24 protein-coding genes and 1 pseudogene are annotated in these 26,576 nt (G+C 72.7%); 13 read left to right on the forward strand and 12 right to left on the reverse strand.

Annotated features, from left to right (window positions below; genetic code table 11):
• Positions 1–18 precede the first annotated feature (18 nt).
• Positions 19–498, reverse strand: coding sequence for an NUDIX hydrolase (locus IEZ19_RS08430; protein ID WP_189310452.1), 480 nt, complete (start codon positions 496–498; stop codon positions 19–21).
• Between the two features lie 68 nt (positions 499–566).
• Positions 567–2,180, reverse strand: coding sequence for an apolipoprotein N-acyltransferase (gene lnt, locus IEZ19_RS08435; RefSeq protein WP_189310453.1), 1,614 nt, complete (start codon positions 2,178–2,180; stop codon positions 567–569).
• A gap of 286 nt (positions 2,181–2,466) precedes the next feature.
• Here lnt and IEZ19_RS08440 point away from each other — a divergent pair, with 286 nt between their 5' ends.
• A complete protein-coding gene (locus tag IEZ19_RS08440) occupies positions 2,467–3,444 on the forward strand; it encodes an O-antigen ligase family protein (RefSeq protein ID WP_189310454.1) in 978 nt (325 codons plus the stop codon).
• Between the two features lie 21 nt (positions 3,445–3,465).
• On the opposite strand, the gene IEZ19_RS08445 is transcribed toward IEZ19_RS08440, so the two are convergent.
• Together IEZ19_RS08445 and IEZ19_RS08450 are read right to left on the reverse strand one after the other, a co-directional pair.
• Positions 3,466–4,020, reverse strand: coding sequence for a hypothetical protein (locus IEZ19_RS08445; protein WP_189310455.1), 555 nt, complete (start codon positions 4,018–4,020; stop codon positions 3,466–3,468).
• Between the two features lie 104 nt (positions 4,021–4,124).
• Positions 4,125–4,910 (reverse strand): glutamate racemase, encoded by a 786-nt coding sequence (locus tag IEZ19_RS08450; protein ID WP_373296937.1) that lies wholly within the window; start codon positions 4,908–4,910, stop codon positions 4,125–4,127.
• 57 nt (positions 4,911–4,967) lie between these two features.
• Between IEZ19_RS08450 and IEZ19_RS08455 the strand changes: the two genes are divergently transcribed.
• Positions 4,968–6,143 carry a glycosyltransferase gene (locus IEZ19_RS08455; RefSeq protein ID WP_189310456.1) on the forward strand — a complete coding sequence of 392 codons (1,176 nt, stop codon included), beginning with the start codon at positions 4,968–4,970 and terminating at the stop codon, positions 6,141–6,143.
• A gap of 7 nt (positions 6,144–6,150) precedes the next feature.
• On the opposite strand, the gene IEZ19_RS08460 is transcribed toward IEZ19_RS08455, so the two are convergent.
• Positions 6,151–7,425, reverse strand: a complete 1,275-nt coding sequence (locus tag IEZ19_RS08460) for a TerD family protein (protein WP_189310630.1) — start codon at positions 7,423–7,425, stop codon at positions 6,151–6,153.
• Positions 7,426–7,733: 308 nt separating this feature from the next.
• Here IEZ19_RS08460 and IEZ19_RS08465 point away from each other — a divergent pair, with 308 nt between their 5' ends.
• From IEZ19_RS08465 to IEZ19_RS08480, 4 genes are all read left to right on the forward strand, one after another.
• Positions 7,734–8,183, forward strand: coding sequence for a DUF6643 family protein (locus tag IEZ19_RS08465; RefSeq protein ID WP_189310457.1), 450 nt, complete (start codon positions 7,734–7,736; stop codon positions 8,181–8,183).
• 42 nt (positions 8,184–8,225) lie between these two features.
• Positions 8,226–9,050: an MOSC domain-containing protein gene (locus IEZ19_RS08470; RefSeq protein WP_189310458.1), complete on the forward strand. Its 825-nt coding sequence runs from the start codon at positions 8,226–8,228 to the stop codon at positions 9,048–9,050.
• Between the two features lie 225 nt (positions 9,051–9,275).
• Entirely contained in the window at positions 9,276–9,881 is a 606-nt protein-coding gene (locus tag IEZ19_RS08475) for an Rv1733c family protein (RefSeq protein WP_189310459.1), read from the forward strand.
• 106 nt (positions 9,882–9,987) lie between these two features.
• On the forward strand, positions 9,988–12,426 hold the full coding sequence (locus IEZ19_RS08480) for a right-handed parallel beta-helix repeat-containing protein (RefSeq protein ID WP_189310460.1): 2,439 nt from the start codon (positions 9,988–9,990) through the stop codon (positions 12,424–12,426).
• A gap of 24 nt (positions 12,427–12,450) precedes the next feature.
• On the opposite strand, the pseudogene IEZ19_RS08485 reads toward IEZ19_RS08480, so the two are convergent.
• Positions 12,451–14,770, reverse strand: a pseudogene (locus IEZ19_RS08485) (hypothetical protein); the annotation flags it as partial.
• Positions 14,771–15,062: 292 nt separating this feature from the next.
• On the opposite strand from IEZ19_RS08485, the gene IEZ19_RS08490 reads away from it, so the two are divergent.
• Both IEZ19_RS08490 and IEZ19_RS08495 read left to right on the forward strand, forming a co-directional pair.
• The gene (locus tag IEZ19_RS08490) at positions 15,063–15,890 is read left to right on the forward strand and encodes a DeoR/GlpR family DNA-binding transcription regulator (RefSeq protein WP_189310461.1); all 828 of its coding nucleotides are present in this window, start codon (positions 15,063–15,065) and stop codon (positions 15,888–15,890) included.
• A 70-nt stretch (positions 15,891–15,960) separates the two neighbouring features.
• Complete coding sequence (locus IEZ19_RS08495) at positions 15,961–16,425, forward strand: SRPBCC family protein (RefSeq protein WP_189310462.1); 465 nt, start codon at positions 15,961–15,963, stop codon at positions 16,423–16,425.
• Here the strand turns inward: IEZ19_RS08495 and IEZ19_RS08500 are convergent.
• Together IEZ19_RS08500 and cds1 are read right to left on the reverse strand one after the other, a co-directional pair.
• Entirely contained in the window at positions 16,422–16,811 is a 390-nt protein-coding gene (locus IEZ19_RS08500) for an Imm7 family immunity protein (RefSeq protein WP_189310463.1), read from the reverse strand. The two genes, IEZ19_RS08495 and IEZ19_RS08500, sit on opposite strands and share 4 nt — an antisense overlap.
• Positions 16,812–16,850: 39 nt before the next feature.
• Complete coding sequence (gene cds1 / locus IEZ19_RS08505) at positions 16,851–17,975, reverse strand: L-cysteine desulfhydrase Cds1 (RefSeq protein ID WP_189310464.1); 1,125 nt, start codon at positions 17,973–17,975, stop codon at positions 16,851–16,853.
• A 360-nt stretch (positions 17,976–18,335) separates the two neighbouring features.
• Here cds1 and IEZ19_RS08510 point away from each other — a divergent pair, with 360 nt between their 5' ends.
• Both IEZ19_RS08510 and IEZ19_RS08515 read left to right on the forward strand, forming a co-directional pair.
• Positions 18,336–18,659, forward strand: a complete 324-nt coding sequence (locus tag IEZ19_RS08510) for a hypothetical protein (RefSeq protein ID WP_189310465.1) — start codon at positions 18,336–18,338, stop codon at positions 18,657–18,659.
• Positions 18,660–18,842: 183 nt separating this feature from the next.
• Positions 18,843–19,376: an ATP-binding protein gene (locus tag IEZ19_RS08515; RefSeq protein ID WP_189310466.1), complete on the forward strand. Its 534-nt coding sequence runs from the start codon at positions 18,843–18,845 to the stop codon at positions 19,374–19,376.
• A 27-nt stretch (positions 19,377–19,403) separates the two neighbouring features.
• Here IEZ19_RS08515 and IEZ19_RS08520 read toward each other — a convergent pair whose 3' ends face one another.
• The 3 genes from IEZ19_RS08520 to IEZ19_RS08530 are packed head-to-tail and all read right to left on the reverse strand — an operon-like array spanning position 19,404 to position 23,007.
• Positions 19,404–21,965, reverse strand: a complete 2,562-nt coding sequence (locus tag IEZ19_RS08520; RefSeq protein ID WP_189310467.1) for an ABC transporter permease — start codon at positions 21,963–21,965, stop codon at positions 19,404–19,406.
• Positions 21,962–22,720: an ABC transporter ATP-binding protein gene (locus IEZ19_RS08525; RefSeq protein WP_189310468.1), complete on the reverse strand. Its 759-nt coding sequence runs from the start codon at positions 22,718–22,720 to the stop codon at positions 21,962–21,964. Before IEZ19_RS08525 ends, IEZ19_RS08520 begins: the two co-directional genes overlap by 4 nt.
• Entirely contained in the window at positions 22,717–23,007 is a 291-nt protein-coding gene (locus IEZ19_RS08530) for an SHOCT domain-containing protein (RefSeq protein ID WP_189310469.1), read from the reverse strand. Before IEZ19_RS08530 ends, IEZ19_RS08525 begins: the two co-directional genes overlap by 4 nt.
• Positions 23,008–23,199: 192 nt before the next feature.
• Between IEZ19_RS08530 and IEZ19_RS08535 the strand changes: the two genes are divergently transcribed.
• Genes IEZ19_RS08535 through IEZ19_RS08545 form a run of 3 tightly spaced genes read left to right on the forward strand, consistent with a single transcriptional unit; the run spans position 23,200 to position 25,290 of the window.
• Positions 23,200–23,787 carry a TetR/AcrR family transcriptional regulator gene (locus IEZ19_RS08535; RefSeq protein WP_189310470.1) on the forward strand — a complete coding sequence of 196 codons (588 nt, stop codon included), beginning with the start codon at positions 23,200–23,202 and terminating at the stop codon, positions 23,785–23,787.
• 4 nt (positions 23,788–23,791) lie between these two features.
• Positions 23,792–24,376 (forward strand): DUF4865 family protein, encoded by a 585-nt coding sequence (locus IEZ19_RS08540; RefSeq protein WP_189310471.1) that lies wholly within the window; start codon positions 23,792–23,794, stop codon positions 24,374–24,376.
• Positions 24,373–25,290 (forward strand): phosphotriesterase family protein, encoded by a 918-nt coding sequence (locus IEZ19_RS08545; RefSeq protein WP_189310472.1) that lies wholly within the window; start codon positions 24,373–24,375, stop codon positions 25,288–25,290. Before IEZ19_RS08540 ends, IEZ19_RS08545 begins: the two co-directional genes overlap by 4 nt.
• Before the next feature lie 21 nt (positions 25,291–25,311).
• Here the strand turns inward: IEZ19_RS08545 and IEZ19_RS08550 are convergent, their stop codons facing one another.
• Complete coding sequence (locus tag IEZ19_RS08550) at positions 25,312–26,550, reverse strand: ROK family protein (protein ID WP_189310473.1); 1,239 nt, start codon at positions 26,548–26,550, stop codon at positions 25,312–25,314.
• Between the last annotated feature and the right edge of the window lie 26 nt (positions 26,551–26,576).

A 26,576-nucleotide genomic window follows, 5' to 3' on the forward strand; every position in this document is an offset into this window, starting at 1 on the left:
GTGCTCACACCCCATACTTCATTCAAAACTCGTGGGTTCGAACCATGTGGGTTCGTCGGACAGGGCCCGCTTGAGCCGGACCAGCTGGTGGTCGTCCATCTTGGGAAGGGCGTCGACCTCGAACCAGCCGACGTCGAGGGATTCGTCGTCGTTGACGCGCGCCTCGCCGCCGACCGCACGGCAACGGAAGGTGATGTCCATGAACTGGCAGATGTCGCCGTTGTCGTAGGTGACCTGTCGCCCGGCCTTCACCATGACGACCCGCTCGGCGACGCAGCGTACGGCGGACTCCTCGTACACCTCCCGCTCGGCACAGGCGGCGGGCTGCTCACCGGGGTCGGGGATGCCCGAGAGCAGCGCCCACTTGTGGTTGTCCGCGCGCTGTCCCAGCAGCACTCTGCCCCGGTCGTCGAAGACGACGGCACTGACGCCGGGGAGCCACAGCAGCTGGTGACCCGCTGAGGTCCGGAGGGTGCGGATGAAGTCAGGAGTAGCCATGCGCCCGACCCTAACGGGCCGGCCGCGTCACACCACCTGAGCGCCGGGGGCGCGGGTGTCGCGCCCGGTCACGCCTCGGCGGCACGCCGCCTGCGCACGACGCCCGCCCCGATCGCCCAGCCGAGGCCGCCCGCGGCGACGACCACGAGCGCGATCTCGGGCAGGATCCCCAGCCCGGTGGCAGGCGTCTCGGAGGAGCGCAGCGGGATCTTCTGGACCAGATAGGCCGGCACGAACATCCCGGTCTTCTGGGTGATCTTCCCGTCCGGCATGATCACCGCGCTGACCCCGCTGGTCACCGGCACGGTCACGGTCCGGCTGTGCTCGACGGCGCGGATGCGGGACATGGCGAGCTGCTGGTAGGTCATCTCACTGCGGTCGAAGGTCGCGTTGTTGCTCGGCACCGAGATCAGCTGCGCGCCGTGGGTGACGGTGTCCCGCACGGCCCAGTCGAAGGCGGCCTCGTAGCAGGTGACGAGGCCGACCTTGGCGCCGTCGACGTCGAAGACGCCAGGCTCCGTCCCCCTGCTGAAGTCCTGGCGGACCATGCTGGTCCAGTCCTTGTTGACCGCCCCGAGGAGCGAGCGCAGCGGGAGGTATTCACCGAAAGGCTGCACCTGACGCTTGTCGTACGTCTGAGTGGGCCCCTTGACCGGGTCCCACAGGATCTGCTCGTTGAGCAGCTTGCCGTCCTTCTCGACGACACCGCCGACCGAGATGGGCACGCCGATCGCCCTGGCCGCGTCGTCGATGACCACGGCCGCGTCGGCGTTGGCGAAGGGGTCGATGTCGGAGGAGTTCTCCGGCCACAGCACGAAGTCGGGCCTCGCGACCTTGCCCGCCTTGACGTCGGCGGCCAGCTTCAGCGTCTCGCGCACGTGGTAGTCGAGCACGGCGCGGCGCTGGGCGTTGAACTCGAGGCCGGAGCGGGGCACGTTGCCCTGGATGACGGCGACGGTCGCCGTGCCGTCCTCGGCCTTGTCGCTCACCAGCGGCCGGGCGGCGACGGCGCCCACCACCGGAACGGCCACGCTCAGCAGCGCAGCGGCGGCAGCCCCCTTGCGGACGGCACGGGTGCGGCGCCCCGCGACCACCAGCCGCCCTGCCTCGTACAGGCCGAATCCGCACAGCACCACGGCGAAACCGAGCACCGGCGTGCCGCCGACCGCGGCGAGCGGCAGGAAGACGCCGTCCGCCTGACCGAACGCGATCTTGCCCCAGGGGAAGCCGCGGAACGGCACGCGCGCGCGTACGGCCTCGCCCGCTATCCACAGGGCGGCGGCCCACAACGGCCAGGCGGGAAGCTTTGACACCGCGGCGACGCCGACGCCGACGAGGGCGACGAAGACCGCCTCCACCGCGACCAGCGCGAGCCAGGGCCCGGCGCCGACCTCGACGCCGGTCCACACCAGCAGCGGCAGCAGGAAGCCGAGGCCGAAGAGGTATCCCAGGCCGAGGGCCGCCTTCCAACTGCGGCCGCGCAGCACCCAGGCGAAGCCTGCGAAGGCGGGCAGGGCCAGCCACCACAGGGTGCGCGGCGGGAAGCTCACGTACAGCAGCACGCCGCACAGGGCGGCGGCAGCGGCCGGGACCAGTCGCCGCAGCCATGCCGTGCGCGCGCTGGACGCGGGCGGCGGCTCGAGCTGATCCGACTGGTCCACGGGGGGTGCGGTGACGGTCACCCGGGGAGTGTACGGCGGGTGGCCTGGCCGCCGACAGCGCGGTCCGCAGGGCGGTGCCCCCCGGGCAACCACGCCTGGCGGCCATGCCGTTCCTGCGCGACACATCCACAAAACGGTCATCAGCCGTTACGGTGTGCCGAAGTCCGTGTCGTGCGGCCGGCCACGGCCCGCGAGCGGTGTCTGCCACAGGTCGGGGGACCGGAGGGGCGACGGGGTGGGGACGACCGGAACGGCGTCCGCTGTGGGGGCGGATAAGGACAACGACAGACGAAACGTTTCTGACGCAGTGGGCGTCGTCGTGCTCGGCGCCTGTGCCGTGTGGTCGCTCGTCACGGCGGCGGCGCACGACGGCCGCCCCGAGGGCATGCTCCTCGCGGTGCTCGCCGTCTCCGCCGGCTACGCCTCCGGCCGGATCTCGGGCGCGCTGCTGCCGGTCGCCGCGCCCTGTGCCGGCGCGCTGGCCGGGTTCGGCCTCGCGGTGGCCATGCCGCATCTCGCGCCGGGACCCCAGATCACCGCCCCGCTCGGACACGCCGGCGCCACCGCCGCCCTGCTCACCCTGGCCACCGGAGCCGTGTGCTGCGCCGCCTGGGCCACCCCGCTGCGGGTCCTGCGGCTGGCCCTGCGCGGGCTGGCCGTCGGCATCGTGGTGACCGGCGCCGTCGTGGGCTCGGCGACCGGATCCGTCCTGGGCGCCGTCGTCCTGCTGTGCTCGCTCGCCGCCGGCCGGATCCGCCGCCGCGGCCTGGGCATCCTGGGCCTCGCCCTCGCGACGGCGCTGGTGACGGGCGTGACCTGGGCGGTCGCCGGGAACGTGCTGCCGGACGGCCTGGCCGATTCCTTGGCGGGCCGGCTGACGCCGCGGCGCGTCGCGCTGTGGCAGGACGCCCTGCATCTGGCGGGCCGGGACACGGTGCTGGGTGTCGGCCCCGGCCGGTTCGGCGAACTGAGCGCGGTGGCCCCGCAGACGCTCCTGCCCGACGGCAAGCCGCACTCGGCGCCGCTGCAGCAGGCCGCCGAGCAGGGACTTGTCGGGGTGGGTCTCCTTGCGGCGGCGTTCTGCTGGGTCCTGTACGCGCTGTGGCGTACGGCCCGGCCCACGCCGGTCGCCCTCACCGCGGGCGCGGCCCTCACCGCGCTGGCGGCGATAGCGGCGGTGGGCGACGCGCTGAGTTTCACGACGGTGTCGGTGAGCGCGGGACTGCTGGCCGGGCTGGCCACGGCCCGCCCGCTCGCGGGCGACCGCGGCGCCGGGCCGGGGTGATCAGGAAGCAGGTGGCGGGCGTCAGCGCGCCGTGCCGGGCGCGATGGTGCGCAGTCTGTCCTTGATCGCGCGTACCGCCGACTCCGCGTTGTCCACGGTGATGGTGAACGTGTGGCCGTCCCAGAGGCGCAGGACGACGCCCTCGCCCTTGCGGACGACGACCGCGGTGCCCATCTCGGGACGCCACCGGTAGCCCCAGCCGCCCCAGTGGCGCGGGGTGACCTGCGGCGCGAACTCGGCTCCGGCGACCTCGCTGAGCGGAATGCGGCGGCGCGGCACTCCGATGTGCCCGCAGCGCACCTCGAGGCACTCCTGGTCGAGCTTCAGGTCGACGTGCACGAAGGAGAGGGTGCCGAAGAGGACCAGCAGTCCGGCGGCGATGCAGCCGACGACGGACATGACGAGCGCCGTGATGCCCGATGTCCACGCGGAGGCGACGGCCAGCTCGATGCCGAGAGCCATACAGGCCGCGCCGACGAGCGCCAGCAGCCACTGGACCCGGTTCGTGGCGCGTCCGGTCCACACTTCGGGGGGCACGGCTTTCTTGTCATGGGTCGCATGGGGGTGGTCCCTCATGCTTATGAGACTACTCATGTTTCGCTGCGCGGCTACCGGGTTGCGGAGGGTGACCGCCGTCGATGGCCGGGAACCGGACGGTGCGTGTCCGGGGTGGCCGCCGGTCAGCGGGCGGGGCTGGCAGCGGGCAGGAGCCGTCCCTCGGCATAGGTGAGCGCGGTGGCGGGCAGTTCGCCCTCGCGTCCGCTGAGCAGCACCGTCAGGGTGCCCTCGGCCGGGGCGTCGGGGGCGGGCTGCTCGCCGATCCGGCGCAGGGCCTGCGCGGCCACCGCTCCCGCGGAGCCGTGCAGGACGAGCGGCGGGGCGTCGGACTGCTGCACGGCGGCGCGGATACGTTCCGCCACCAGCTCGTAGTGGGTACAGCCGAGGACGACGGTCGTCACCTCGTCCGGCGTCAGCTCGGCGGCCGCGGCGATCGCGGCGCCGACGGCAGCCTCGTCGGCGTGTTCCACGGCCTCGGCGAGCCCCCAGCAGGGCACCTCGGTGACGGGCACGCCGTCGGCGAACGCGTCGATGAGTCCGCGCTGGTAGGGGCTGCCGGTGGTGGCGGGCGTCGCCCAGATGGCGACGGGGCCGCCGCCGGCCGCGGCGGGCTTGATCGCCGGGACCGTGCCGATCACCGGGATGCCCGGCTCGAGGCGGGCGCGCAAAGCGGGCAGGGCGTGGACGGTCGCCGTGTTGCAGCCGACGATGAGCGCATGGGGCCGGTGGGCGGCGGCCGCCTCGGCGACGGCGAGGGCACGCCGGGTGAGGTCCTCGGGGGTGCGTGGTCCCCAGGGCATGCCCTCGGGGTCCAGGGAGAGCACGAGATCCGCGTCCGGGCGCAGGCGCCGTACCGCTGCGGTGGCCGCCAGCAGACCGATTCCGGAGTCCATGAGCGCGATCTTCACGCGGCAACGATAGACGATGGCTCCCGGCGCACCCGGGTGGTGGGGCAGACTGCGCGGGTGATCGCCATCGTGTGGAGCGCCGTCGTATCACTCGCCGCCTGGCTGTGGCTGCTGCTGGGTCAGGGCTTCTTCTGGCGCACGGACGTCCGCCTGCCGCCGCACCGCGACCCGGACGTGTGGCCGTCGGTCTGTGTCGTCGTACCGGCCCGTGACGAGGCCGCCGTACTGCCGCGGAGCCTGCCGTCGCTGCTGGCACAGGACTATCCGGGGCGGGCCGAGATCTTCCTGGTCGACGACGGCAGTACGGACGGCACCGGTGAGCTCGCGCGCGAGCTGGCCACGCGGCACGGCGGGCTGCCGCTGACCGTGGACTCCCCCGGTGAGCCGCCCGCGGGCTGGACGGGCAAGCTGTGGGCGGTGCGCCACGGTATCGGTCTGGCACGCGCGCGTGAGCCGGAGTACCTGCTCCTGACCGACGCGGACATCGCCCACGCCCCCGACAGCCTGCGCCGGCTGGTCGCGGCGGCGCGGACCGGGGGCTTCGACCTCGTGTCGCAGATGGCGCGGCTGCGGGTGGAGAGCCTGTGGGAGCGGCTGGTGGTGCCGGCCTTCGTGTACTTCTTCGCCCAGCTGTACCCGTTCCGGTGGATCGGCCGGAAGGGGGCGCGGACGGCGGCCGCGGCGGGCGGCTGCGTGCTGCTGCGCACGGAGACGGCGTACCGGGCGCGTATTCCCGACGCCATCCGGCACGCCGTCATCGACGACGTGGCACTCGCGCGTGCCGTGAAGGGCGGCGGGGGCCACATCTGGCTGGGGCTGGCCGAGCGTGTGGACAGCGTGCGGCCGTATCCGCGGCTGCACGACCTGTGGCGGATGGTCTCGCGCAGCGCCTATGCGCAGCTGCGGCACAACCCTCTGCTCCTCCTCGGTACGGTCGTCGGTCTGGCCCTCGTCTACCTGGTGCCGCCCGCGGCCGTGGTGGCGGGCGTGGTGACGGGGAGCACGGCCGCCGCGTTCCTCGGGGCGCCGGCATGGCTGGTGATGACGGCGACGTACGTCCCGATGCTGCGTTACTACCGCCTGCCGCTGTGGCTCGCTCCCCTGCTGCCGTTCACCGCGTTCCTGTACCTCCTCATGACGGTCGACTCGGCCGTGCAGCACTACCGGGGGCGCGGGGCGGCGTGGAAGGGCCGGACGTACGCCCGTCCCGACGCCGTGTCCGACGAGGGCTGAGCGCGCGCTATTTGCGGCCGGGGGTCCAGTTCATGCCCCAGCCGTAGGCCCGGTCTATCGTGCGCTGCGGGCTGACCCCGCGCTCCGGGACCAGATAGCGGGCTTCCCGCTGGACGACGAGGTCGCCGCCCGTGTTGGTGAGCAGGGCGAGCGCGCAGACCGTCGAGGGGACCGTGCACTCGTCGAGCGAGAAGTCGACGGGGGCTCCGTGCTGAGGCTGGAGGGTGACCGTGGCGTGCAGGTCGGCGAAGGACGTGGCGCCTTCGTAGATGGTCACGAAGACGAGGATGCGCCGGAAGTCGCGTGTGTGGTCGAGGTTGACGGTGAGGTTCTCACCGCTCGCGACGGCACCGGTGCGGTCGTCGCCGTCGAGGTGGATGTACGGCGGCTGGTGCAGCGACCCGAAGGCGTTGCCGAGGGCCTGCACGACGCCCTTGCGGCCGTCGGCGAGTTCGTACAGCGCGCACAGGTCGAGGTCGAGGTCCCGGTATTTCGCGGCCCGCTTGGCGCCCCAGCCCGCGAACTGTTTGCGCACTTGCCAGTTGAGGTTCACGCGCAGGGCGCCGGACGTTCCCCCTTGTTTGGCGAGCGAGACGGACGGGGCCGCCTTCGTGAGCGTCACCTTGGTGAGCCGGACGGCCTGCGCGGCCGGCGCCTGCGGCGGGGGCGGGGGCAGTTGGACCGGCGGCCCCACTGGCGGCGGCACGGTCACCGGGAGCGGGACGGGCGGCGCGACGGGCGCGGTGACCGGCGGTGCCGCGTGCTGCGGCTCGTCCACGGTGATCCCGAAGTCCGTGGCCAGACCCTCGAGTCCGGTGCTGTAGCCCTGGCCCACGGCACGGAACTTCCAGGCGCCCTGACGGCGGTAGAACTCCCCGAGAACGAACGCCGTCTCGACGGTGGCGCCCGGGTTGTCGAAGCGGGCGACCACACCGCCGGCCGCGTCGCGCACCTCGATGTACAGGTCCGGGACCTGTCCGAACGACCCGCCGTCCGCCGAGGCCGCGAGGACGACGCGTTCGACGACGCTCTCCACGCGCGCGAGGTCCACGGAAAGGGCGTCGGTCACCCGCCCCCCGGCGTCCCGCTTGCCCTCGTGCCGCACCGCACCCGAGGGGTGGGCCGGCTGATTGTAGAAGACGAAGTCGCCGTCGGAGCGGACCTTTCCCGCCACCAGCAGCAGCGCCGAGGCGTCCGCGTCCGGCACCCCCGGTCCGGAGCGCCAGCCCAATTCGACGCGCAGCGCCGTCGTCGGCACCGGCGTATTCGATCCTTTCGGCATTGTCATGTCCGCCCCCATCATGTGTCGGCACGCCCGGCCGGGTCCCGGCCGTCCATTGCCATCCCTACCCGCCCAACCCATTCCGGGCCAGTGAACTCCCGCAAGTGGCACGGGAAGCCGCGCCCGAAGAGCGCTGGCCAACACCCGGTAACCCGCCGGGAACTCGCCCTTTACACGATCCAAACGCGGATCGCCGTCCTATTTTGGCAAGTTCGCTCGGATTGGGGATCCCGCGTCACTGCCGACACGGAAAACAACCCTCTTATCGGTCTCCCCAACCAGCACATCGTGGGCTTAACTTATGTGCCATGACCTCCCCCCGCTCCACTTATGGCGGCGGCTACTACTCCGCCTCCTTCCCGGACACCCCGATCTACGACTCGCTCGTGGCCGAGCGGGGCACCCCGCAGATCGCCCCGATCCGGGTCCCCGCCGCCTACGACTCGGGCAACAACCTGCCCGCGCTCCCGTCGGCGCTGCCCGCCCTCCCGGCGGGTCCCTCCCACCACGTTCCCTCCTACGGCTACGCTCAGGTGCCGCAGCCGGCTCCGCTGCAGCAGGTGCCGACGGCGTACATCCCGCAGCAGGCCACCGCGCCGCGTGGCTACCCGGCTCCTGGCCCGCAGATGCAGCAGCCTCAGCGGCCGATGGCGCCGGCACCGGGCACCGGGTACGAGGCCATGCGTCCCGCCGCTCCCCGGCCCGCCCCGGCTCCTTACCAGGATCCGTACAGCAACCAGCAGTACCGCGGCTACTGAGCCGTCTCCCCGGTTGTCGGCGCCGCCTGGCACGATGACCTCATGGGGAATGCCGTACTGCAGTCGATCCACGTCCATCCGGTCAAGGCGTTCCGGGGTGTCTCACCCCGAGAGGCCGTGGCGGAGCCCTGGGGGCTGACCGGAGACCGGCGCTGGGCGCTGATCGACGACGGGGGAAAGGTCGTCACCCAGCGTGAACAGCCGCGCCTCGCGCTGGCCGCCGCCGAGCCCGTGCCCGGCGGCGGCATACGGCTGTCCGCACCCGGGCGCGAGCCGGTGACGGTGCCGGTCCCAGAGCCGTCGTGCACGGTGACGGTGAACATCTTCGGCACCAAGGTGGAGGCGGTCGCCGCGCAGGACGCCGCGCACGCCTGGTGCGGTGACTATCTCGGAGCCGACGTCCGTCTGGTCCACATGGACGACCCGGCCACGCGCCGCCCGGTCGATCCCGACCACGCCCTGCCCGGCGAGACGGTGAGCTTCGCCGACGGCTATCCGCTGCTGGTCACCTCGGCCACCTCGCTCGACGCCCTGAACTCCCTGGTGGCGCAGGGTGATCACGCCGCCGAGGGCCCGCTGCCCATGAACCGCTTCCGGCCGAACGTGGTCGTGGCCGGCACACCTGCCTGGGCCGAGGACGACTGGTCCCGCATCGCCATCGGTGACGTCGAGTTCCGGGTCGCCAAGGTGTGCGGGCGCTGCGTCGTGACCACGACCGACCAGGACACCGCCGAGCGCGGCAGAGAACCCCTGCGCACGCTGGGCCGGCACCGCAGGTTCGGCAGCCGGCTGGTCTTCGGCCAGAACCTGGTGCCCCGGACGACGGGCACGATCCGCGTCGGCGACCCGGTGCGCATCCTGCAGTAGGGGTCCGCGGCCGGCCCCTGGTGTGCGGCGGCGGGCCGGGGCGCCTGCGTGATCGGGGCGTCCGGCCGGGAACCCGGCGTGGGGGCCCGGTCGTTGGGATGGCGTGAGAAGTTCATGAGAGTCCCGGTCCGGGGTCTGAGGTGATTTCGCTCTCTCTTCGGCCGGACTGGCACGTGAACCGCTCGGGCGGGGGTTATCACGGAGCGGGAAGGGGGGTGGAGATCGGTGCGAGCGATCCGCGGTCTGTGGCGCTGGCGGCACAATCCGCTGCGCCGTACGACCGATCTGGCCGAGGCCTGGGTGGCCCTCGTGGCCATGCTGCTGATCACGGTGGCCGCACCCGTGATCGGCTCCCTCGTCGGCTCCGTGGCGCAGGACTCCCTGCAGCGGTCCGTGCGGGAGCAGCGGCAGACCCGTCATCTGGCCACGGCCACCGTGGTGCGCAAGCTGGACGGCGGCGTGCTCGACCTGGACCCCGACTCGACCTCCGGGCAGGACACCCGCAGCCGTGTCCTCGCCGACTGGACCGCCGCGGACGGCACGCGGCAGCACGGCCCCGTCCTCGCCAACCTCAAGTCCCCGCACCCGGGCGACCACTTCAGACTCTGGACGGACCCGCACGGCCGCATAGCCACCCGCCCGCTCGACTCCGAGACGGCGACGACGCACGCCGTGCTCGCCGGATTCGGCGCGGCGGCCCTGTCGGCCGGCCTGGTCGAGGGCGCTCGACGGCTGATCGTCTGGCGCATGGTCCGTCGCCGGTACGCCCGTTGGGACCAGGCCTGGGACAAGGCCGGTCCGGACTGGGGCAAGGCAGGCACCGGCAGCTGACGGCCTGACGACTCTGGTCAACCGACCGTCCGCGCGCACGCTACGGTGGACCGGCCGACGCATTCGGCATCGACCCGCGTACACGAGGTGGGGGCACAGCAGCGCCATGGCACAGGGCACGGTCCAGGTGACGCACACCGGTACATCGCGGTGGCGGCGCCGCACGGGTGAGTACGCCTCGCTGGCCGCCGCCCTGGAAGCCGCGGCCGACGGCGACGTGCTCACCGTCGCCCCAGGCACCTACCGGGAGAACCTCGTCGTCCAGCGGGCGGTGACCCTGCGCGGCCCCGAGGGCTCGCCCGGCTCGGTCCGTATCGCGCCAGTGGACGGGGTGCCGCTGACGGTGCGTGCCGCCGCGGTGGTGCAGGACCTGCATGTGGAGGGGCAGGACGCGACCGCGCCCGCGCTGCTCGTCGAGGAGGGCTCTCCGGAACTGACGGACGTCCGCGTCGTGACCCGGTCCGCGGCGGGCATAGAGGTGCGCGGCGGCGCACGTCCGACCGTGCGGCGCTGCACCGTGGACAACCCGGCCGGCATCGGCATCGCCGTACTCGACGGCGGCGGTGGGGTGTTCGAGGACTGCGAGGTGATGGCGGCCGGCCAGTCGGGCGTCGCCGTGCACAGCGGCGGACGCCCGCGTCTGGACCGCTGCCGGGTGCACCACGCCTCGGGCGCGGGCCTGATGGTGACGGGCGAGAACTCCGCGCTGGAAGCGGTGGGTTGCGAGGTCTACGAGGTGCGCGGCTCCGGCGCGCAGGTCACCGCGCGGGCCACGGCGCACCTCACCGACTGCGATGTGCACCGTACGGCGGCGGACGGCGTCACGCTCGACACGGACGCCGTGCTCACCCTGGCGGACTGCCGCATCCACGACATCCCGGAGAACGCGATCGACCTGCGCTCCCGTTCGGTGCTCACGCTGACCCGGACGACGGTGCGTCAGTTCGGGCGCAACGGTCTGTCGGTGTGGGACCCGGGCACGCGCGTGGACGCCAACCAGTGCGAGATCTTCGACAGCACCGGGGACTATCCGGCGGTGTGGGTGAGCGACGGCGCGACAGCGGTGCTCGACTCGTGCCGGGTGCACGACGTGCCGGACGCACTGTTCGTCCTGGATCGCGGCTCCCGCGCTGACGTCGTCGACAGCGACCTGTCCCAGGTGCGCAACACGGCCGTGTCGGTCAGCGACGGCGCCACGGCGCAGCTCGACGACTGCCGGATCCGGGACGCGGCCACCGGCGCCTGGTTCCGCGACCACGGCAGCGGCGGCACGCTCGACAACTGCACGGTCGACGGCACCCAGACCGGCGTGATCGTCACCAAGGGCGCCGACCCGACGATCGAGCGCTGCACCGTCGAATCCCCGGCGGAAGCGGGCTTCTACGTGTCGGCCGGCGGCCGGGGCAGCTTCCTGAGCTGCCGGGTGACGGGCAGCGGCGGCTACGGCTTCCATGTGATCGACGGCTGCCGTACGACGCTCAAGAAGTGCCGCACGGAGCGATGCGCGCGCGGGGGCTACGAGTTCGCGGACGCCGGCCCGGACGCCGAATCCGGCACGGGGCCGATCGTGGAGGACTGCACCAGCGACGAGAGCGGCGGTGTCCGGCCGGCCGCGACCCGGGAGCCGGCCGTCCAGACGACGAGCCCCTCGGGCGGCCTGCTGGGCGCGATTCCCGGGCAGCGCAGCACGGAACAGGAACCGCTCATCACGGCCATCGAGCCGGAGAGGCCCGTGCGCACCTCCACGGCCGTACTGGGCGAACTCGACGCCCTGGTCGGCCTGGAGAGCGTCAAGCGCGAGGTCCGCGCGCTCACCGACATGATCGAGGTGGGCCGGCGCCGGCAGCAGGCGGGTCTGAAAGCGGCCTCGGTCAAGCGGCATCTCGTCTTCACGGGCTCGCCCGGCACCGGCAAGACGACGGTCGCCCGGCTCTACGGCGAGATCCTGGCCTCCCTCGGCGTCCTGGAGAAGGGGCACCTCGTCGAGGTCTCCCGCGTCGACCTGGTCGGCGAGCACATCGGTTCCACCGCGATCCGCACCCAGGAAGCGTTCGAACGGGCTCGCGGCGGTGTGCTGTTCATCGACGAGGCGTACGCGCTGTCGCCGGAGGACGCCGGGCGCGACTTCGGCAAGGAGGCCATCGACACACTGGTGAAGCTGATGGAGGACCACCGGGACGCGGTGGTGGTGATCGTCGCGGGCTACACGGCCGAGATGGAACGCTTCCTGTCCGTCAACCCCGGTGTGGCGTCCCGTTTCTCACGGACCATCACCTTCGGCGACTACGGCCCCGACGAGCTGCTGCGGATCGTGGAGCAGCAGGCCGACGAGCACGAGTACCGGCTGGCGCCGGGCGCGTCGGAGGCTCTGCTGAAGTACTTCACGGTGATCCCGAAGGGGCCCGCGTTCGGCAACGGTCGTACGGCGCGGCAGACCTTCGAGGCGATGGTGGAGCGGCACGCGAGCCGGGTTGCCCAGGTCGCGGAGCCGACCACGGACGACCTGACGCTGCTGTTCCCGGAGGACCTCCCCGAACTGCCCTGATCGCGGCAGGTTCTACGGCGCCGGTTCCGGTCGCTGCCCCGGCACCTCCGGACGCAGCCGCTCCAGCAGTTGCTCGCGTTCCTGGGCGAAGACCGGGTCGGCCTGGTAGTCGGAGTGGCCCAGGATCGGGGCGGGCAGCGGGTGCTCGGCCGTACGACCGTACGCGAGGGGGTCCTTCAGGGGCTCGTGGTCCACTTCCGGGCCGCAGTCGCCGGGGAGCCGGACCGGGCCGCCGATCGGGTCGGTCAGGCGGTACAGATTGCGCCAGCAGGCGACCTCGCGATGCAGGGAGTTGAGCGCGGCGGCCCCGAAGTGGGCCGGGAACCAGCGGCCGTAGAGGCGCTCCAGCGGAGAGCCGTAGGTGAGCAGGGCGACCCGTTTGCGCACGGACGGCTTCAGCTGCCAGGCCGCCGCGGCGGCGAGCACACTGCCCTGGGAGTGCCCGGAGATCACCAGGCGGCCGCCGGCGCCGGGTCCAGGTGACCATGCGCCAGGTCAGGTCGGGCACCGCGCGTTCGGCGTAGCAGGGCGGGGCGAAGGGGTGGGCGGCGCGCGGCCAGAAGGTGCCGACGTCCCACAGGATGCCGATAGTGCGCCGCGCGGAGGCGTCCTTGTAGGCGCGCCGGCCCCAGGTGACGAACAGGATGAAGCCGAGTCCGACCAGCCAGGAGCCCAGGGCCTGCGCCGTCTGGGCCGCGCCGTGCACGACGGCGTACGTCTCGCTCGCCGCCTCACTGGGCGTCTGCTCGGTGGTGAGGCCGCCGACCAGCGCTCCGGCGCCCAGGAGCAGCGTGGCTGCGGAGACGACGGCGACGAGGAGCGGTGCCCGGTCGGTGAGGGCGGCCATCGCCCGGGTGCGGGCGATACGGCGGGTGCGTGCGGTGTCCGCGGGCTCGTTCGGGTGGTCGCGTTCGACCGTGCGCTCCTCGGCGCGGCTGACCCGCCAGGTACCCCAGGACAGCCAGCCGACCAGGGCGAGCACGGCCACGAGGAGCGGTGGGATCACGGACGCCTGCCAGGTCAGCAGGACGGGCGGGCCGGGGATCGAGGCCGCGGTACCGTCCAGCCAGTCGGCGACGCGCTGGGCGACACCGCCGGACATCACTCCGCCGAGCGCGCAGGCGAGCAGTGCGACGCACGGGCCGCCGAAGCCGCGCATCGCCGCGCGCGGGTCGCGGTGGGTGCGGTGCAGGAGGTGGGCGACCACGCCGAGGACGACGACGAGTACGCCCTGGGCCAGCGCGAGGGTGCCGAAGGCGGTGTCCCCGGGCAGCCGGCCGGCCGAGTGCCATCCCGGCCGTGACCACCCGGCGTACAGGAGGGTGAGCAGGAGCAGGAGCAGGGAGGCGAGCGGCAGGCGGCGCAGGAGAAGCTCGTCGAGATCCTCGTCGAGGCGGTTCTCCGTGCGGCCGCGGCGGCACACCACCCAGACCACGAAGGCCGCCCCGGCGAGCAGCGTCCCGACCACCAGCCAGCCGAGTGCGTCGATTAACTCTGACCCGCCCGGACGGCGGTCGAAGTGCGCGGCCGGTGTGGCGACCGCCGCCGCGACCGTGAGCAGGCCCGCCGCGGTGTGGGCGGCACGGAGCCGGGCCACCAGGCGGCGGCCGTACCAGAAGCCGGGCCGGCCCAGTGAGGTGCGGACGGTGTCGTCGTCCGGCCCGGCCGTGTCGGTCATCGGCGGCTGGGACTCGTACGCGCTCCAGGTGCGGCGGGCGAGGTACCAGAGCAGGCCGGTGAGCGCGGTCGGGACCAGCGCGGCCAGGGCGAGCCGGCGTCCCGGCGTGCTCCACCAGCCGTCGCCGGAGACGGCGGGTGAGAGGAAGCCCAGCCAGGAGTGGCGCCGGGCGCAAACCTCGACCCCCGCGCACTGCCAGGCCGCGAGGTCCAGGGCGACCTCGCAGGCCGCCGCCACCAGCAGCACGGTCAGGGTGAGTCCGGCGAGCCGGACCAGCAGGCCGTACACCTGGACCGCACGTTTCCGGCCGTGTGCGGCGGGACGCATCCAGTGCGCCAGGTTGACCACCATGAAGGGCAGCAGCAACAGCCACAGGGCGCGCGCGGCGTTGCCGGAGGTGAGGTTGCACCAGACGTACGCCTCGGGCACCGGCCGGCCACGGTAGTCCTCGGGTCTGTCCTCCGCGTCGACGTCCTCGGCGCGCCGGAAGACGGCGGCCGTGTCGTCGCCGGAGATCCGCACCGTGCGCGGATCGTCGAGCATGTCCTCGGGTGTCGTGCCGCCGACTCCGTGGACCAGGAGTTCCAGGTCGCACCCCGACTCCCGGAGCCGGGCGGCACGACCCCCGGCCTCGCCCCCGGCTGCCCGTTCCTGCGCTTGTTCCACTGTTCCCGCACTTCCCCCGTGACGCGCCGCCTGCCTCTGTGCTCGCGCGCATCAGGATCTCCGCTCGCGGGCTGTCGTACACCTCTCGTCACCGAATCTCCCCGATCCGTGTGACAAGCCGTGTGACGGCCGATGTCCGAATGACATGTGCGCGTCGATGCGGGTGGTGGCGCAACCGGCACCGACCCGTGAAAAGATGGGACGTCCGCGCACCGGAGCCAGGCGGAACGTCCTGGTCGGAGCCGGTGCGGCGGGCGTGTCTGAGGCCCCAGGCGAAAGGACCGGAGCGTACGTGAGTGAGAATCAGAACCTCCTCGCGGAGCAGCGCCGCGCCCTGATCCTGGACGAGGTCCGGCGCCGGGGCGGTGTCCGGGTCAACGAACTGACGCGCAAGCTCGGTGTGTCGGACATGACGGTGCGCCGCGACCTGGACGCGCTGGCCCGGCAGGGAGTCCTGGAGAAGGTGCACGGCGGTGCCGTGCCGGTGGTCGAGGCGAGCACGCACGAGCCGGGCTTCGAGGCCAAGTCGGGGCTGGAGCTGAGCGCCAAGGAGGACATCGCGCGGGCCGCCGCCCAGCTGGTCACGCCGGGGACGGCCATCGCCCTGTCGGGTGGTACGACGACGTTCGCGCTGGCGCATCAGCTGCTCGAGGTGCCCGATCTGACAGTGGTGACCAATTCGGTGCGGGTCGCGGACGTCTTCCACGCCGCGCAGCGCACCTCGGGGCAGCGGCAGGGCGCGGCCACGGTCGTGCTGACCGGCGGGGTGCGCACCCCGTCCGACTCGCTGGTGGGGCCGGTGGCCGACCGGGCGATCGCGGTGCTCCACTTCGATCTGCTGTTCCTCGGTGTGCACGGGATATCGGTCGAGGCAGGGCTGTCGACTCCGAACCTCGCGGAGGCCGAGACCAACCGGCGTCTTGTGCAGTCGGCGCGGCGGGTCGTGGTCGTGGCCGACCACACCAAGTGGGGCACGGTGGGCCTGAGTTCGTTCGCGACGCTGGAGCAGGTCGACACGCTGGTCACGGACGCGGGGATGCCGGAGGAGACGCGGGAGGAGATCTCCGAGCACCTCCGGCTGGTGGTGGCGGGCGAGCCCGGCGAGGGTGCAGACATCTGACGGGACGCGAGCTAGGGTGACCGGTCGACCGCCCTGTTCCTCCCGGAGTTCCACGAGAGGGTTCGCGTCCATGGCTCAGCGTCTGCGCCCGGTGGGAATCGACTTCGTCGAGACCGCGCCGGTCCGCCTCGTGTTCGCACGTGAGATCACCGCGGCACCGGACACGGTGTTCCGCGCGCTCGCCGACGACGTGCCCGGCTGGCCCGAGTGGTTCTCCGCGGTGACCTCGGCACGGGCGACCGACGGTGGACGCCGGATCGGCCTGCGGGGCGGCACGCGCTTCGAGGAGACGGTGATCGAGGCGAAGGCGCCGGTGCTGTACGCGTACCGGGTCGATGTCACCAACGTCCCCTGCGCCCGCGCCTGGATCGAGGAATGGCGCCTCACCCCGTCCGGCACGGGCACCCGCGTCCGGATGACGTTCGCCCTCGACGGAACCCCCGCGTTCCGCACGGCAGCCCGCCTGGCCCGCGCGGGCCTCGGCCGCTCGGTCGAGGGCGCCATCGGGGCACTCGACCGACGCCTGGCGGGTTAGGGCATGTAGGGATCTTCCAGTGCGGGAACGCACGGAGACAGCAGCGTCTCCGTGTGCACGGTGACGACGCCACGGACAAGCCGCAGGACCCGCACCTCGTTCTCGTACCCGGGGTCCTCGTCGTCCCGGACGTGGACGAGTCCATAGGACCCGGGCGCCACCGCCCCCACGTGGGCGAGCAACTCGGCGACGTCGGGCGAGCGGTGGTTGGCGTGGCCTCCCAGGTGGATGAAGGGCTCTCCGTTCATCCGCCTCAGGTCGAGCAGGTAGGGACTGGCGAGTTCGGCGACGTACGCCCGAAGCTCGTCGACGATGCGCGCGAGGCGGCCGTCTTCGTCGTCACCGGTGCTCTCCCGGACGGTGACCCAGCCGTGGTACTCGAACATGCGTCGCAGCCTAGATGATCCAACGACGGCCCCCGCCGGTCAGTCGGGCCACCTGCCCGTCTCCAGCAGGGAGTTGATCGCCATCGTGTATGGTGCGATGTCCAGGCCCTGCTCCTCGAGCCAGGTGTCCGAGTAGTACTTGTCGAGGTAGCGGTCGCCGGGGTCGCACAGGAGGGTGACCACGCTGCCCGTGCGGCCCTCCGTGACCATCTCGGAGATGATTTTCAGGGCGCTCCACAGTCCCGTACCCGTCGAGCCGCCCGCCTTGCGGCCGATGGCCCGCTCCAGGGCCCGTACGGCGGCGACGCTGGCCGCGTCGGGGACCTTCATCATCCGGTCGATCGCGCCCGGCACGAAGCTCGGTTCCATGCGCGGGCGGCCGATGCCCTCGATACGGGAGCCGCAGTCGCAGGTGACGTCCGGGTCGCCGGTGGTCCAGCCCTCGAAGAAACAGGAGTTCTCCGGGTCGGCGACACAGATGCGGGTGTCGTACTGCATGTAGTGGACGTAGCGCGCGATGGTCGCGGAGGTGCCGCCCGTACCGGCCGTGGCGACGATCCATGCCGGCTCCGGGAACCGCTCCAACTCCAGCTGACGGAAGACGGATTCGGCGATGTTGTTGTTGCCGCGCCAGTCCGTGGCCCGCTCGGCGTAGGTGAACTGGTCCATGTAGTGGCCGCCGGTCTCGGCCGCGAGGCGGCCCGACTCCTCGTACATCTTCCGTGAGTCGTCCACGAAGTGACACTGTCCGCCGTGGAATTCGATCAGCCGGCACTTCTCGGCGCTCGTCGTGCGCGGCATGACCGCGATGAACGGGACGCCGATGAGCTTGGCGAAGTACGCCTCGGATACGGCCGTGGAGCCGCTGGACGCCTCGATCACCGGGCGGCCGGGACGGATCCAGCCGTTGCACAGGCCGTACAGGAACAGGGAGCGGGCGAGCCGGTGCTTGAGGCTGCCGGTCGGGTGGGTCGACTCGTCCTTCAGATACAGATCGATGCCCCATCGCTCGGGCAGCGGGAAGCGCAGCAGATGGGTGTCCGCCGAGCGGTTGGCGTCGGCCTGGACCTTGCGGACGGCCTCTTTCAGCCAGCTCCGGTAGCCGGCGTCGCTGTGGTCGACGTCGAGGGTGGCGCCCGGCCGGGTCTGTGGGGTGGTGCTCACGGCGGTGCTCCTTACGCTTGGCGCCGACGTCGCCCTGCGCGGCCGACGCCCCGATCATAAGCACCTTCTGCACACCATCCCACCTGCATAAACACACCTTTGGGCCACCCAAAGGCCGTCCACGGGGCGAGGCAGGTGGCGACTCTTGGGGGGCGCATTGCAGCGCGTGCTCCAGGCCTGCGCGGGGGACGCGCCGTGCGTACTGGTGCCCGGCGCGAGGTACGGGCAGACTGCACCGGGCGGGACGAACGTCCCGGACGCGGACGCACACTGGATCACGACACGAGCCGGACGGCACCGGAGCGCGACCCTCGCGAGGTCCCGGTGCGGCGGCCGACGCGCACGAGGGGGCGGGACGTGATGGCCGAGCCGGAGTTCACGGCCACGGGCGTGCGGATCGGGAAGCGGCTGCGCTCGCTCACCCGGGCCGGACAGGTCAGGATCAACGGCGGCAGGCTGGAGTTGCTCACCAGTTACGGCAGTGAGATCGACAGTGCGCCGGTCCAGGCGGTGCGCGCGTCGAAGCCCTGGTTCGTCCCGGACGACCGGGCGCTCGCCGACCTCAACGGCAACCGGTATCTGCTGACGCTGGGCGATCACGATCCCGCTCCGGGCGAGCCGGGCCCGCCGGCGGCACGCCGGTTCATCGAGGCGGTGCGCCGGGCGGCGGGGCGCGGCGGGTGAGTCACGGCGAGTTGCGGGGCGATGTGTCCTGCGTCACTCTGGTCTCACGTCACTCTGGGTTTACCGGCGATAACGCTGCGAACCAGCCCGCCGGGCACGACAGCAGGCGGCCGTCCGGGCGAGGGCATCCTGCTGGATACGTACTCCGTGTTCTTCCGGACCTCAAGTCGGGGAGTCGCAGCCGTGATCAGTCACCCAAGCAGACACTGCACGGTGGAGCTCCAAGCCCTGCCGTCGCGGATCGGCCAGGTCCGCAGAATCGTATCTGCGCAGTTGCGCTACTGGCATCTGGACCCGTTGATCGACCGCGCCGCGCTCGGTGTGACGGAGTTGCTGACCAACGTGCACCGGCATGCGCAGCCCGACAAGTCCTGCACCGTCGAGATCGAGCTGCTGCCCGACCGCCTGACGGTCTCGGTGCGCGACCACGATCCGCGCCTTCCCGTGCTGGAGGAGGCGGAAGCCCTGGACACCACCGGGCGCGGCCTGGCGATGGTGGCCGCGGTCAGCGAGAGCTGGGGAGCCCGGCCGGACGGTGACTCGGGCAAGGTCGTGTGGTTCACCCTGCCCGCCGCCCCGGCGGCGAAGCCGCAGCCGGCCCGGCCGTCGCGCCGCGCCGTCGTGGAGGAACCCGCGCACCTGTTCACGGAGGTCGAACCTGTGGCCTGCGCTCCCGCTCCGGAACACGCTCCCGCCCGGCCGGCCGTTGTCGGCTGACCGGGCGGTGACCTTCTTCCGGTCGCCTCACTCGGCGGCGATGGCCCGCAGCACGTCCAGGCGGGCGGCCCGCCGGGCCGGGCGCAGGCCCGCGAGGGCGCCGGCCGCGAGGCCCACCAGCGCCACCACCACGAGCTGCGCGGGCGGGATCGCGAAGGCGAACGCGCTGTCACGGGCGCCGTCCGAGGCCTTCACGAGGACCCAGCCGAGGAAGGCGCCGAGGCCGAGCCCGCCGGCCGTGCCGAAGGACGCGACCAGGACCGACTCCCAGCGGACCATGGCCCGCAGCTGGGGCCTGGTCTGGCCGACGGCCCGCAGCAGGCCGAGTTCCCTGGTGCGTTCGTGGACGGCCAGCGTCAGCGTGTTGGCGATGCCGAGCAGGGCGATGAGCACCGCGAGGGCGAGCAGCGCGTAGACGAGCGTGAGCATCATGTCGATGCCGCCGGCCGAGGACTGCGCGTACTCCTCGCGGGTCTGCACCTGCGGGCTGCCGTACCGGTCCGCCACCTTCTGCACCGCGGCCTTGCCCGCGTCCGCGCTCACGCCGTCCTTGAAGGAGACGGCGACCAGCGTGTCGGAGTCCTGGGTGCGGTGCGGCGCCCAGGCCGCGCGGGTGATCACGTAATCGCCGGCGAGTTCGGACCGGCCGTAGACGGCGCGGACGGTGAAGTTCTGCGTCCTGGCGTCCGTGAAGGTGAGCCGGGCGGTGTCGCCGGGCACGAGGCCCATGCGGTCGGCCTCCTTCCGGGTGATGGCGATGCCGTCGGTGCCGAGGTCGCGCAGCGAGCCGCTGACCGTGCCGAGGTCGAAGGTGCGGGCCAGCGCGGCCGGGTCGGTGACGGTCAGGGCCCGGCCCTTGCCGTCGACCTCGGCGACGCCGCGGCCGAGTCCGACGGCGGTGTCCACCTCGGGCAGCCGCTGCACGGCGGGGGCCAGCCGGGGGCTGAGTCCGCTGCCGCCCGCACCGAACGACGGGGTGCTGACCGCGACGTCACCGGCGAAGGACCGGGACACGGTCTGGTCCATGGTGGCCTTCAGCGACGCGCCGAACACCGTGAACAGCGACACCACGGCCACGCCGATCATCAGGGCGCTCGCGGTGGCGGCCGTCCGCTTCGGGCTGCGCAGGGCGTTGCGCCGGGCGAGGGAGCCCGTCACACCGCGCAGCCGGCCGAGGGGGCTGCCTAGGACACGTACGGCCGCGGAGGACGCGACGGGGCCGAGGACGACGAACGCGACCAGGGCCAGCAGAGCACCGATTCCGGCCGGCCAGACGGACGGTGCGACCAGGACGCCGACGAGCGCCGTCGCGACCGCGACGGCCGCGAGAGCCGTGCCGGTCACCGCGCGGGCGCGGGAGGCGCCCGCGGCGTCGACGGCCGTCTCGCGCAGCGCGGCCAGCGGGGCGGTGCGTCCGGCGCGTACGGCGGGCAGCAGCGCGGAGCCCAGGCAGACCACGAAGCCGACCACGAGCGGCAGGACCATCGACAGGGTCTTGATGACCAAGTCGCCTTCGGGGAACGGGAATCCGATGGCAGGGAACAAGGCCTGGAGAGCGGCCGCGATCCCGATGCCGCCGGCGAGCCCGGCGAGGGACGCCGTCACGGCGACCACGCTCGCCTCGACCAGGGTCGACGCGGTCACCTGGCGGCGGGAGGCGCCGAGGGCGCGCAACAGGGCATTCTCCCGGGTGCGTTGGGCCACGATGATCGCGAAGGTGTTGTGGATGGAGAAGGTCGCGACCAGCAGGGCGACACCGGAGAAAACGAGCAGGAAGGTGGTGAAGATCGTCAGGAACTGGCTGGAGACCATGTCGGTGTTCTCCTGCGCCGACTCCTGGCCGGTGATGGCCTCGTCCCCCTTCGGCAGCACGGGAGTCAGCCGGTCGACGAGCGCGCTCTGACTCACTCCGGGGTCCGCCCGCACCTGGATGGTCGCCGCCTCGCCCGGCCGCGCGGTGAGGTACTTCTCGGCGTCCGACCGGGTCATGCCGGTGAAGGTCACCTGGGCCATGCCGTCCGCGCCGCCGAAGGTCGCGAGGCCCACGACGGTCACCTCGACGGGGTCGGGCGTGCGCAACGTCGTCGTGTCGCCGATCGTCAGGCCGCCCTTCTTCGCGGCACCGCGGTTGACGACGACCTCGCCGGACCTGGCCGGGGCGCGGCCCTCGGCCAGCCGGTAGGGGTTGAGCTGCGGGTCGGTGATCCAGTTGCCGGCGAGGGTGGGCGGTCCCTGGCCGCCGACGGGTTTGCCGTCGGCGCCGACGAGTTGGCCGGCGCCCTGGATGTTCGGGACGGCGGCGGCGACTCCGGGAACCTGCTCGATGGTGCGCAGCAGGTCCGTGCCGACCGGCCGGCGTACGCCCTGCGCCTCGCCGGGCGTCGTGATGGCCTCCGCGCTGCGCACGACGGCGTCGGTGCCACTGGTGGCCTCGCCGAACATCGAGTCGAAGCTCGCGCGCAGCGTGTCCCCCATGACCAGGGTCCCGGCGAGGAACGCGACGCCGAGGAAGACCGCGAAGAACGTACCGGCGAAGCGACGCTTGTGCGTGCGCAGCGAGGACAGGCTCAGGCGTACGGAGGTGTTCATGACCTCACCTCGAAGGCCTTCATGCGGTCGAGGACCAGGTCCGCCGTCGGGGCCTCCATACGGTCCACCAGGCGTCCGTCGGCGAGGAAGACGACCTCGTCGGCGTGGGCGGCGGCGACCGGGTCGTGGGTGACCATGACGACCGTACGGTTCATCTGCCGTACGGCGCGGCCGAGGAGGCCGAGGACCTCCTGGCCGGAGCGGGAGTCGAGGTTGCCGGTCGGCTCGTCGGCGAAGACGACGTCCGGGCGGCCGGCGAACGCCCGTGCCACGGCGACGCGTTGCTGCTGTCCGCCGGAGAGCTCGGACGGACGGTGATGCAGCCGGTCGCGCAGACCCACGACGTCGACGAGCGCCTCGATCCACTCCGGGTCTCCCCCGCCGCCCGCCAGATCCAGCGGCAGGGTGATGTTCTCCGCGACGGTCAGCGTCGGCACCAGGTTGAACGCCTGGAACACGAAGCCGATCCGGTCGCGGCGCAGCAGGGTCAGCCGGCGGTCGTCCAGGGAGCCCAGCTCGGTGTCACCGATGTAGGCGGCGCCCGAGGTGAGCGTGTCGAGACCGGCGGCACAGTGCATCAGGGTGGACTTGCCGGAGCCCGAGGGCCCCATGATCGCGGTGAAGCGTCCGGCGGCGAAGTCCACGTCCACACCGTCCAGGGCGCGCACGGCGGTGTCGCCGGAGCCGTACACCTTCACGGCGCCGACGACGCGCGCGGCCGTGCGTACGGAGGTCGCCTCGGTGGCCGTCGTCATGCCGCACCGCCCTTGCCCGTACGGCCGAACTGCTCGTCCAGGACGGACAGCCTGCGCCAGTACTCGTCCTCGTCGATCTCGCCGGTGGCGAAGCGCCGGCCCAGGATCGCGATGGGCGAGTCGCCCGACGGGCGTGCCGTGTCCATCGGCCGCCACGGGCCACCCCGGCCGCGCCGGACCGTGCGGCGCAGGACGGTCACGACGCCGAACGCGACGGCCGCCCAGATCAGCGGGAAGAACAGGATCCATGGGCCGGGGCCGCCGTCCCAGTGGGCCAGGGTCTGCATCTCGGGTCATCTCCCTGTGCGTGAGCGTCTTGTGGTGATGCCTCGAGACTGGCCGGTGAAGGGGGTCCGGGTCGTCGTACGGCCAGCGGCACCGGGCGTACCTCCCGGGGAGTACGAGCGGGCCTCACGGGTCATCCCGGGGATGCCCGCCGAACGATGGACGCTGTACCTACTGGTATGTACAGTGAGCCCATGAGCACTGCGGACCGACTGATCGAGTCCACTCGCGAGCTGCTGTGGGAGCGCGGGTACGTGGGCACCAGCCCCAAGGCCATCCTGGAGCGCGCGGGTGCGGGCCAGGGCAGCATGTACCACCACTTCAAGGGGAAGCCGGACCTGGCGCTGGCCGCGATCCGGCGCTCGGCCGAGGAGATGCGGGCTACCGCCGAGGGAGTACTCGACGGACCCGGAACACCGTACGAACGCATCGAGGCGTATCTGCTGCGAGAACGCGACGTGCTGCGCGGCTGCCCGATCGGCCGGCTGACGATGGACCCGGACGTGATCGCGAGCGACGAGCTGCGGGCGCCGGTCGACGAGACGCTCGACCGGGTCCGCGAGCGGATCGCCGGAATCGTCGAAGAAGGCAGGGAACAGGGGCAGTTCGCGCCCTCGCTGGACGGCGAGGAGATCGCCGCGACCGTCCTCGCGACCGTACAGGGCGGCTACGTCCTGGCCCGCGCCTCCGGCTCCCCGGCCGCCTTCGACGCGGGCGTGCGGGGCCTCCTCGCACTGCTCTCTCCCCGTCACGGGGCCGACCGGACCACCCAGGAAGGCTGACGCCATGCACGCGGTGCAGTACGAAGTGACGCTCCCCGCCGACTACGACATGGACATCATCCGCACACGCGTGGCCCGCGTCGGCCACCTGCTCGACGACTGGGAGGGGCTCGGGTCGAAGGCGTATCTGATGCGCGAACGCGGGGTGCACGGTTCGCCCGTCAACCAGTACGCGCCGTTCTACCTCTGGAACACGACGGAGGGCATGAACAACTTCCTGTGGGGAGGTGCCTTCCAGGGGCTCGTGAACGACTTCGGGCGGCCGGAGGTACGGCAGTGGAGCGGGCTGGCGTACGAGGCGGGCGGCGCGGCGGGCTCCCCTGCCGTGCTCGCGGTACGGCGGCGGCAACCGGTGCCGGACGGTGTGGAGTTGTCCGGGCTGATGGAGGACGTCGTGCGGGAGACACGGCAGTCGGCGGCGGCGGACGGCGCCGTGCTCGCGGCGGCCGCCGTGGACACGGCGTGTTGGGAGCTGGTCCACTTCTCGCTCTGGGACCACGATGCGCCGAAGGCCGACGGCGACGTGTTCCAGGTGCTGCATCTGTCGGCGCCGGGCCTCGACCGTGTGCCGCGCGGACGGCAGTGGTGAGTTCCGCCCCGGCCGTCCGTACGGTGCTCGGTGACATAGGGCCCGAGGAGCTGCGTGTGTGCGACGCGCACGACCATCTCTTCCTGCGCAGCCGCCGGTTGCCTGGGCAGGAGCTGGTGGACGCCGGTGCCGCGCGGGCCGAGCTTGAGGCGTTCCGCGCGGCGGGCGGGGCGGGCGTGGCGCAGTGGACGCCGTACGGGATGGGGCGGCGGGCCGCGGACCTTCCCGAACTGTCGCGTGCGACCGGGGTACACGTGGTCTGCGCGACGGGCCTGCACCAAGCGGCGCACTACGACCCGGAGTTGCTCGACGGGCTGCGCGGCCGCCTGGCAGAGATGTTCATCTCCGAACTGACCGAGGGCATCGGCACGTCGGGCGTCCGCGCCGGGTTCGTCAAGGTAGCGGGCGGCTTCCACGCACTCGACGCACATGCGCGCTGGACGATGACGGCAGCGGCGGAGGCGCACCACGCCACCGGCGCCCCCATCGCTGTCCATCTGGAGCTGGGCACGGGCGCGCTCGACGTGCTGGACCTGCTGTGCGGGGAGTCGGCTGTTCCGCCGGACCGGGTGATCCTCGGACACCTCAACCGCTTCCCCGACCCCGTGATCCACCGTCAGGCGGCCGAGTCGGGCTGCTGGCTGGCCTTCGACGGCCCGTCCCGCGCCCATCACCCCACGGACTGGCAGATGCCGGACGCCGTACGGGAGCTGGCCGAGTCCGGCTTCGGGCACCGGCTCCTGCTGGGCGGGGACACCGTGGTCGCCGGGGCACGCTCGGTGGACGGCGGGCCCGGGATGCCGTATCTGCTGCGGCGGGTACGGCCGCGGCTGGCGGCGGAGCTGGGGCCGGAACCGGTGGAGCGCATTCTCACGGACAATCCGGGCCGGGCGTTCGCCGCCGTGTGGCGGTGAGAGCGGGGATCCCGGCGCGTCTCACTGAAGCGCTCCCAGCGGATCGTCCAGGACCGGCTGCCAGGCCAGCTCCGCCGCGCCGACCAGGCTGTCGTGGTCGAGGGTGCAGGGGAGGATGGGGACTCCGCCGCTCTGGCCCCAGAGGCTGCGGTCGGCGACGACAGCGTGGAGGCGTTCGGGGTCGGCGTCCAGCAGGGTGCGGTGGAGGCCGCCCAGGATGATGCGGTCCGGGTTGAGGATGTTGACCAGGCCGGCGAGGCCGAGGCCCAGGCGGTCGATCAGGGCCTCCGTCGCCGTGCGGACCGTCGGGTCGGCGTAGTGGTTGCGGATCAGGTCGTTGGCCTGCTGGAGGAGGGAGACCTCGGGGCCCGGGTCGCGGCCCGCCTCGATCAGCAGCGCCAGCGGATCCGCCTCGACGTCCAGACAGCCGCGGCTGCCGCAGTGGCAGGGGCGGCCCTCGGGGTTCACAGTGAGGTGCCCGACCTCCAGGGCGAGACCCGAACTGCCCGTGTGCAGCCGCCCGTCGAGGACCAGCGCGCCGCCGACGCCCCGGTGTCCGGTGGCCACGCACAGCAGGTCGCGCGCGCCCCGGCCCGCGCCGTGCCGGTGTTCGGCGAGCGCCGCCAGGTTGACGTCGTTGCCCGCGAACGCCCGGCCCTCGATCCCCGCCGCCCGTACGCACTCGGCGAAGATCCGGCGGACCGGTGCGCCGACCGGCCAGGCGAGGTGCAGGGGGTTGAGGGCCAGGCCCTCGGGTTCGGCGACGGCCGACGGCACGGCGAGTCCCGCGCCCACACAGCGCCGGCCCGTCGTGCGCAGCAGTTCCGCGCCCGCCTCGACGACCGAACCCAGCACCTTCGCCGGATCCGCGTCCACAGTCTCGCAGCCGGGCGCCGTGGCCACGATACGGCCGCCCAGACCGACCAGCGCGGCCCGGAAACCATCGGCGTGCACCTGCGCGGCGAGCGCGACGGGCCCGTCCTCGGCGACCTCGAGGCGGTGCGAGGGGCGGCCCTGGGAACCGGCCGCCGCGCCCGGCCGGGCGTCGACCCGGATCAGGCCCAGCGCCTCCAGCTCGGCCGCCACCGCGCCGGCCGTCGCCCTGGTGACGCCCAGTTCTGCGGTGAGGACGGCCCGGGTCGGGGCGCGTCCCGTGTGCACGAGCTCCAACGCGGGCCCGAGCGCGCCGCGCCCCCGGTCCAGTCGCGTCCTCGAGGTGGTTCCTTCCCCCGCCGTCCGGGGGTCCGCCTTGCCGCTCATGAGGGCGAGTCTCCCATGATCCGTAC

It is taken from the genome of Streptomyces brasiliensis, from assembly GCF_014647875.1.
Classification (GTDB): Bacteria; Actinomycetota; Actinomycetes; order Streptomycetales; family Streptomycetaceae; genus Streptomyces; species Streptomyces brasiliensis.

Excerpts from the sequence above, each read along its gene's own strand:
- IEZ19_RS08530 (WP_189310469.1), bottom strand. The coding sequence starts at position 23,007 with ATGCAGACCCTGGCCCACTGGGACGGCGGCCCCGGCCCATGGATCCTG.
- IEZ19_RS08445 (WP_189310455.1), bottom strand. The coding sequence starts at position 4,020 with ATGAGGGACCACCCCCATGCGACCCATGACAAGAAAGCCGTGCCCCCC.
- IEZ19_RS08550 (WP_189310473.1), bottom strand. The coding sequence starts at position 26,550 with ATGAGCGGCAAGGCGGACCCCCGGACGGCGGGGGAAGGAACCACCTCG.
- IEZ19_RS08480 (WP_189310460.1), top strand. The coding sequence starts at position 9,988 with ATGGCACAGGGCACGGTCCAGGTGACGCACACCGGTACATCGCGGTGG.
- IEZ19_RS08525 (WP_189310468.1), bottom strand. The coding sequence starts at position 22,720 with ATGACGACGGCCACCGAGGCGACCTCCGTACGCACGGCCGCGCGCGTC.
- IEZ19_RS08520 (WP_189310467.1), bottom strand. The coding sequence starts at position 21,965 with ATGAACACCTCCGTACGCCTGAGCCTGTCCTCGCTGCGCACGCACAAG.
- IEZ19_RS08535 (WP_189310470.1), top strand. The coding sequence starts at position 23,200 with ATGAGCACTGCGGACCGACTGATCGAGTCCACTCGCGAGCTGCTGTGG.
- IEZ19_RS08495 (WP_189310462.1), top strand. The coding sequence starts at position 15,961 with ATGGCTCAGCGTCTGCGCCCGGTGGGAATCGACTTCGTCGAGACCGCG.
- IEZ19_RS08500 (WP_189310463.1), bottom strand. The coding sequence starts at position 16,811 with ATGTTCGAGTACCACGGCTGGGTCACCGTCCGGGAGAGCACCGGTGAC.
- IEZ19_RS08470 (WP_189310458.1), top strand. The coding sequence starts at position 8,226 with ATGGGGAATGCCGTACTGCAGTCGATCCACGTCCATCCGGTCAAGGCG.
- IEZ19_RS08510 (WP_189310465.1), top strand. The coding sequence starts at position 18,336 with ATGGCCGAGCCGGAGTTCACGGCCACGGGCGTGCGGATCGGGAAGCGG.
- IEZ19_RS08465 (WP_189310457.1), top strand. The coding sequence starts at position 7,734 with ATGACCTCCCCCCGCTCCACTTATGGCGGCGGCTACTACTCCGCCTCC.
- IEZ19_RS08460 (WP_189310630.1), bottom strand. The coding sequence starts at position 7,425 with ATGCCGAAAGGATCGAATACGCCGGTGCCGACGACGGCGCTGCGCGTC.
- IEZ19_RS08540 (WP_189310471.1), top strand. The coding sequence starts at position 23,792 with ATGCACGCGGTGCAGTACGAAGTGACGCTCCCCGCCGACTACGACATG.
- IEZ19_RS08430 (WP_189310452.1), bottom strand. The coding sequence starts at position 498 with ATGGCTACTCCTGACTTCATCCGCACCCTCCGGACCTCAGCGGGTCAC.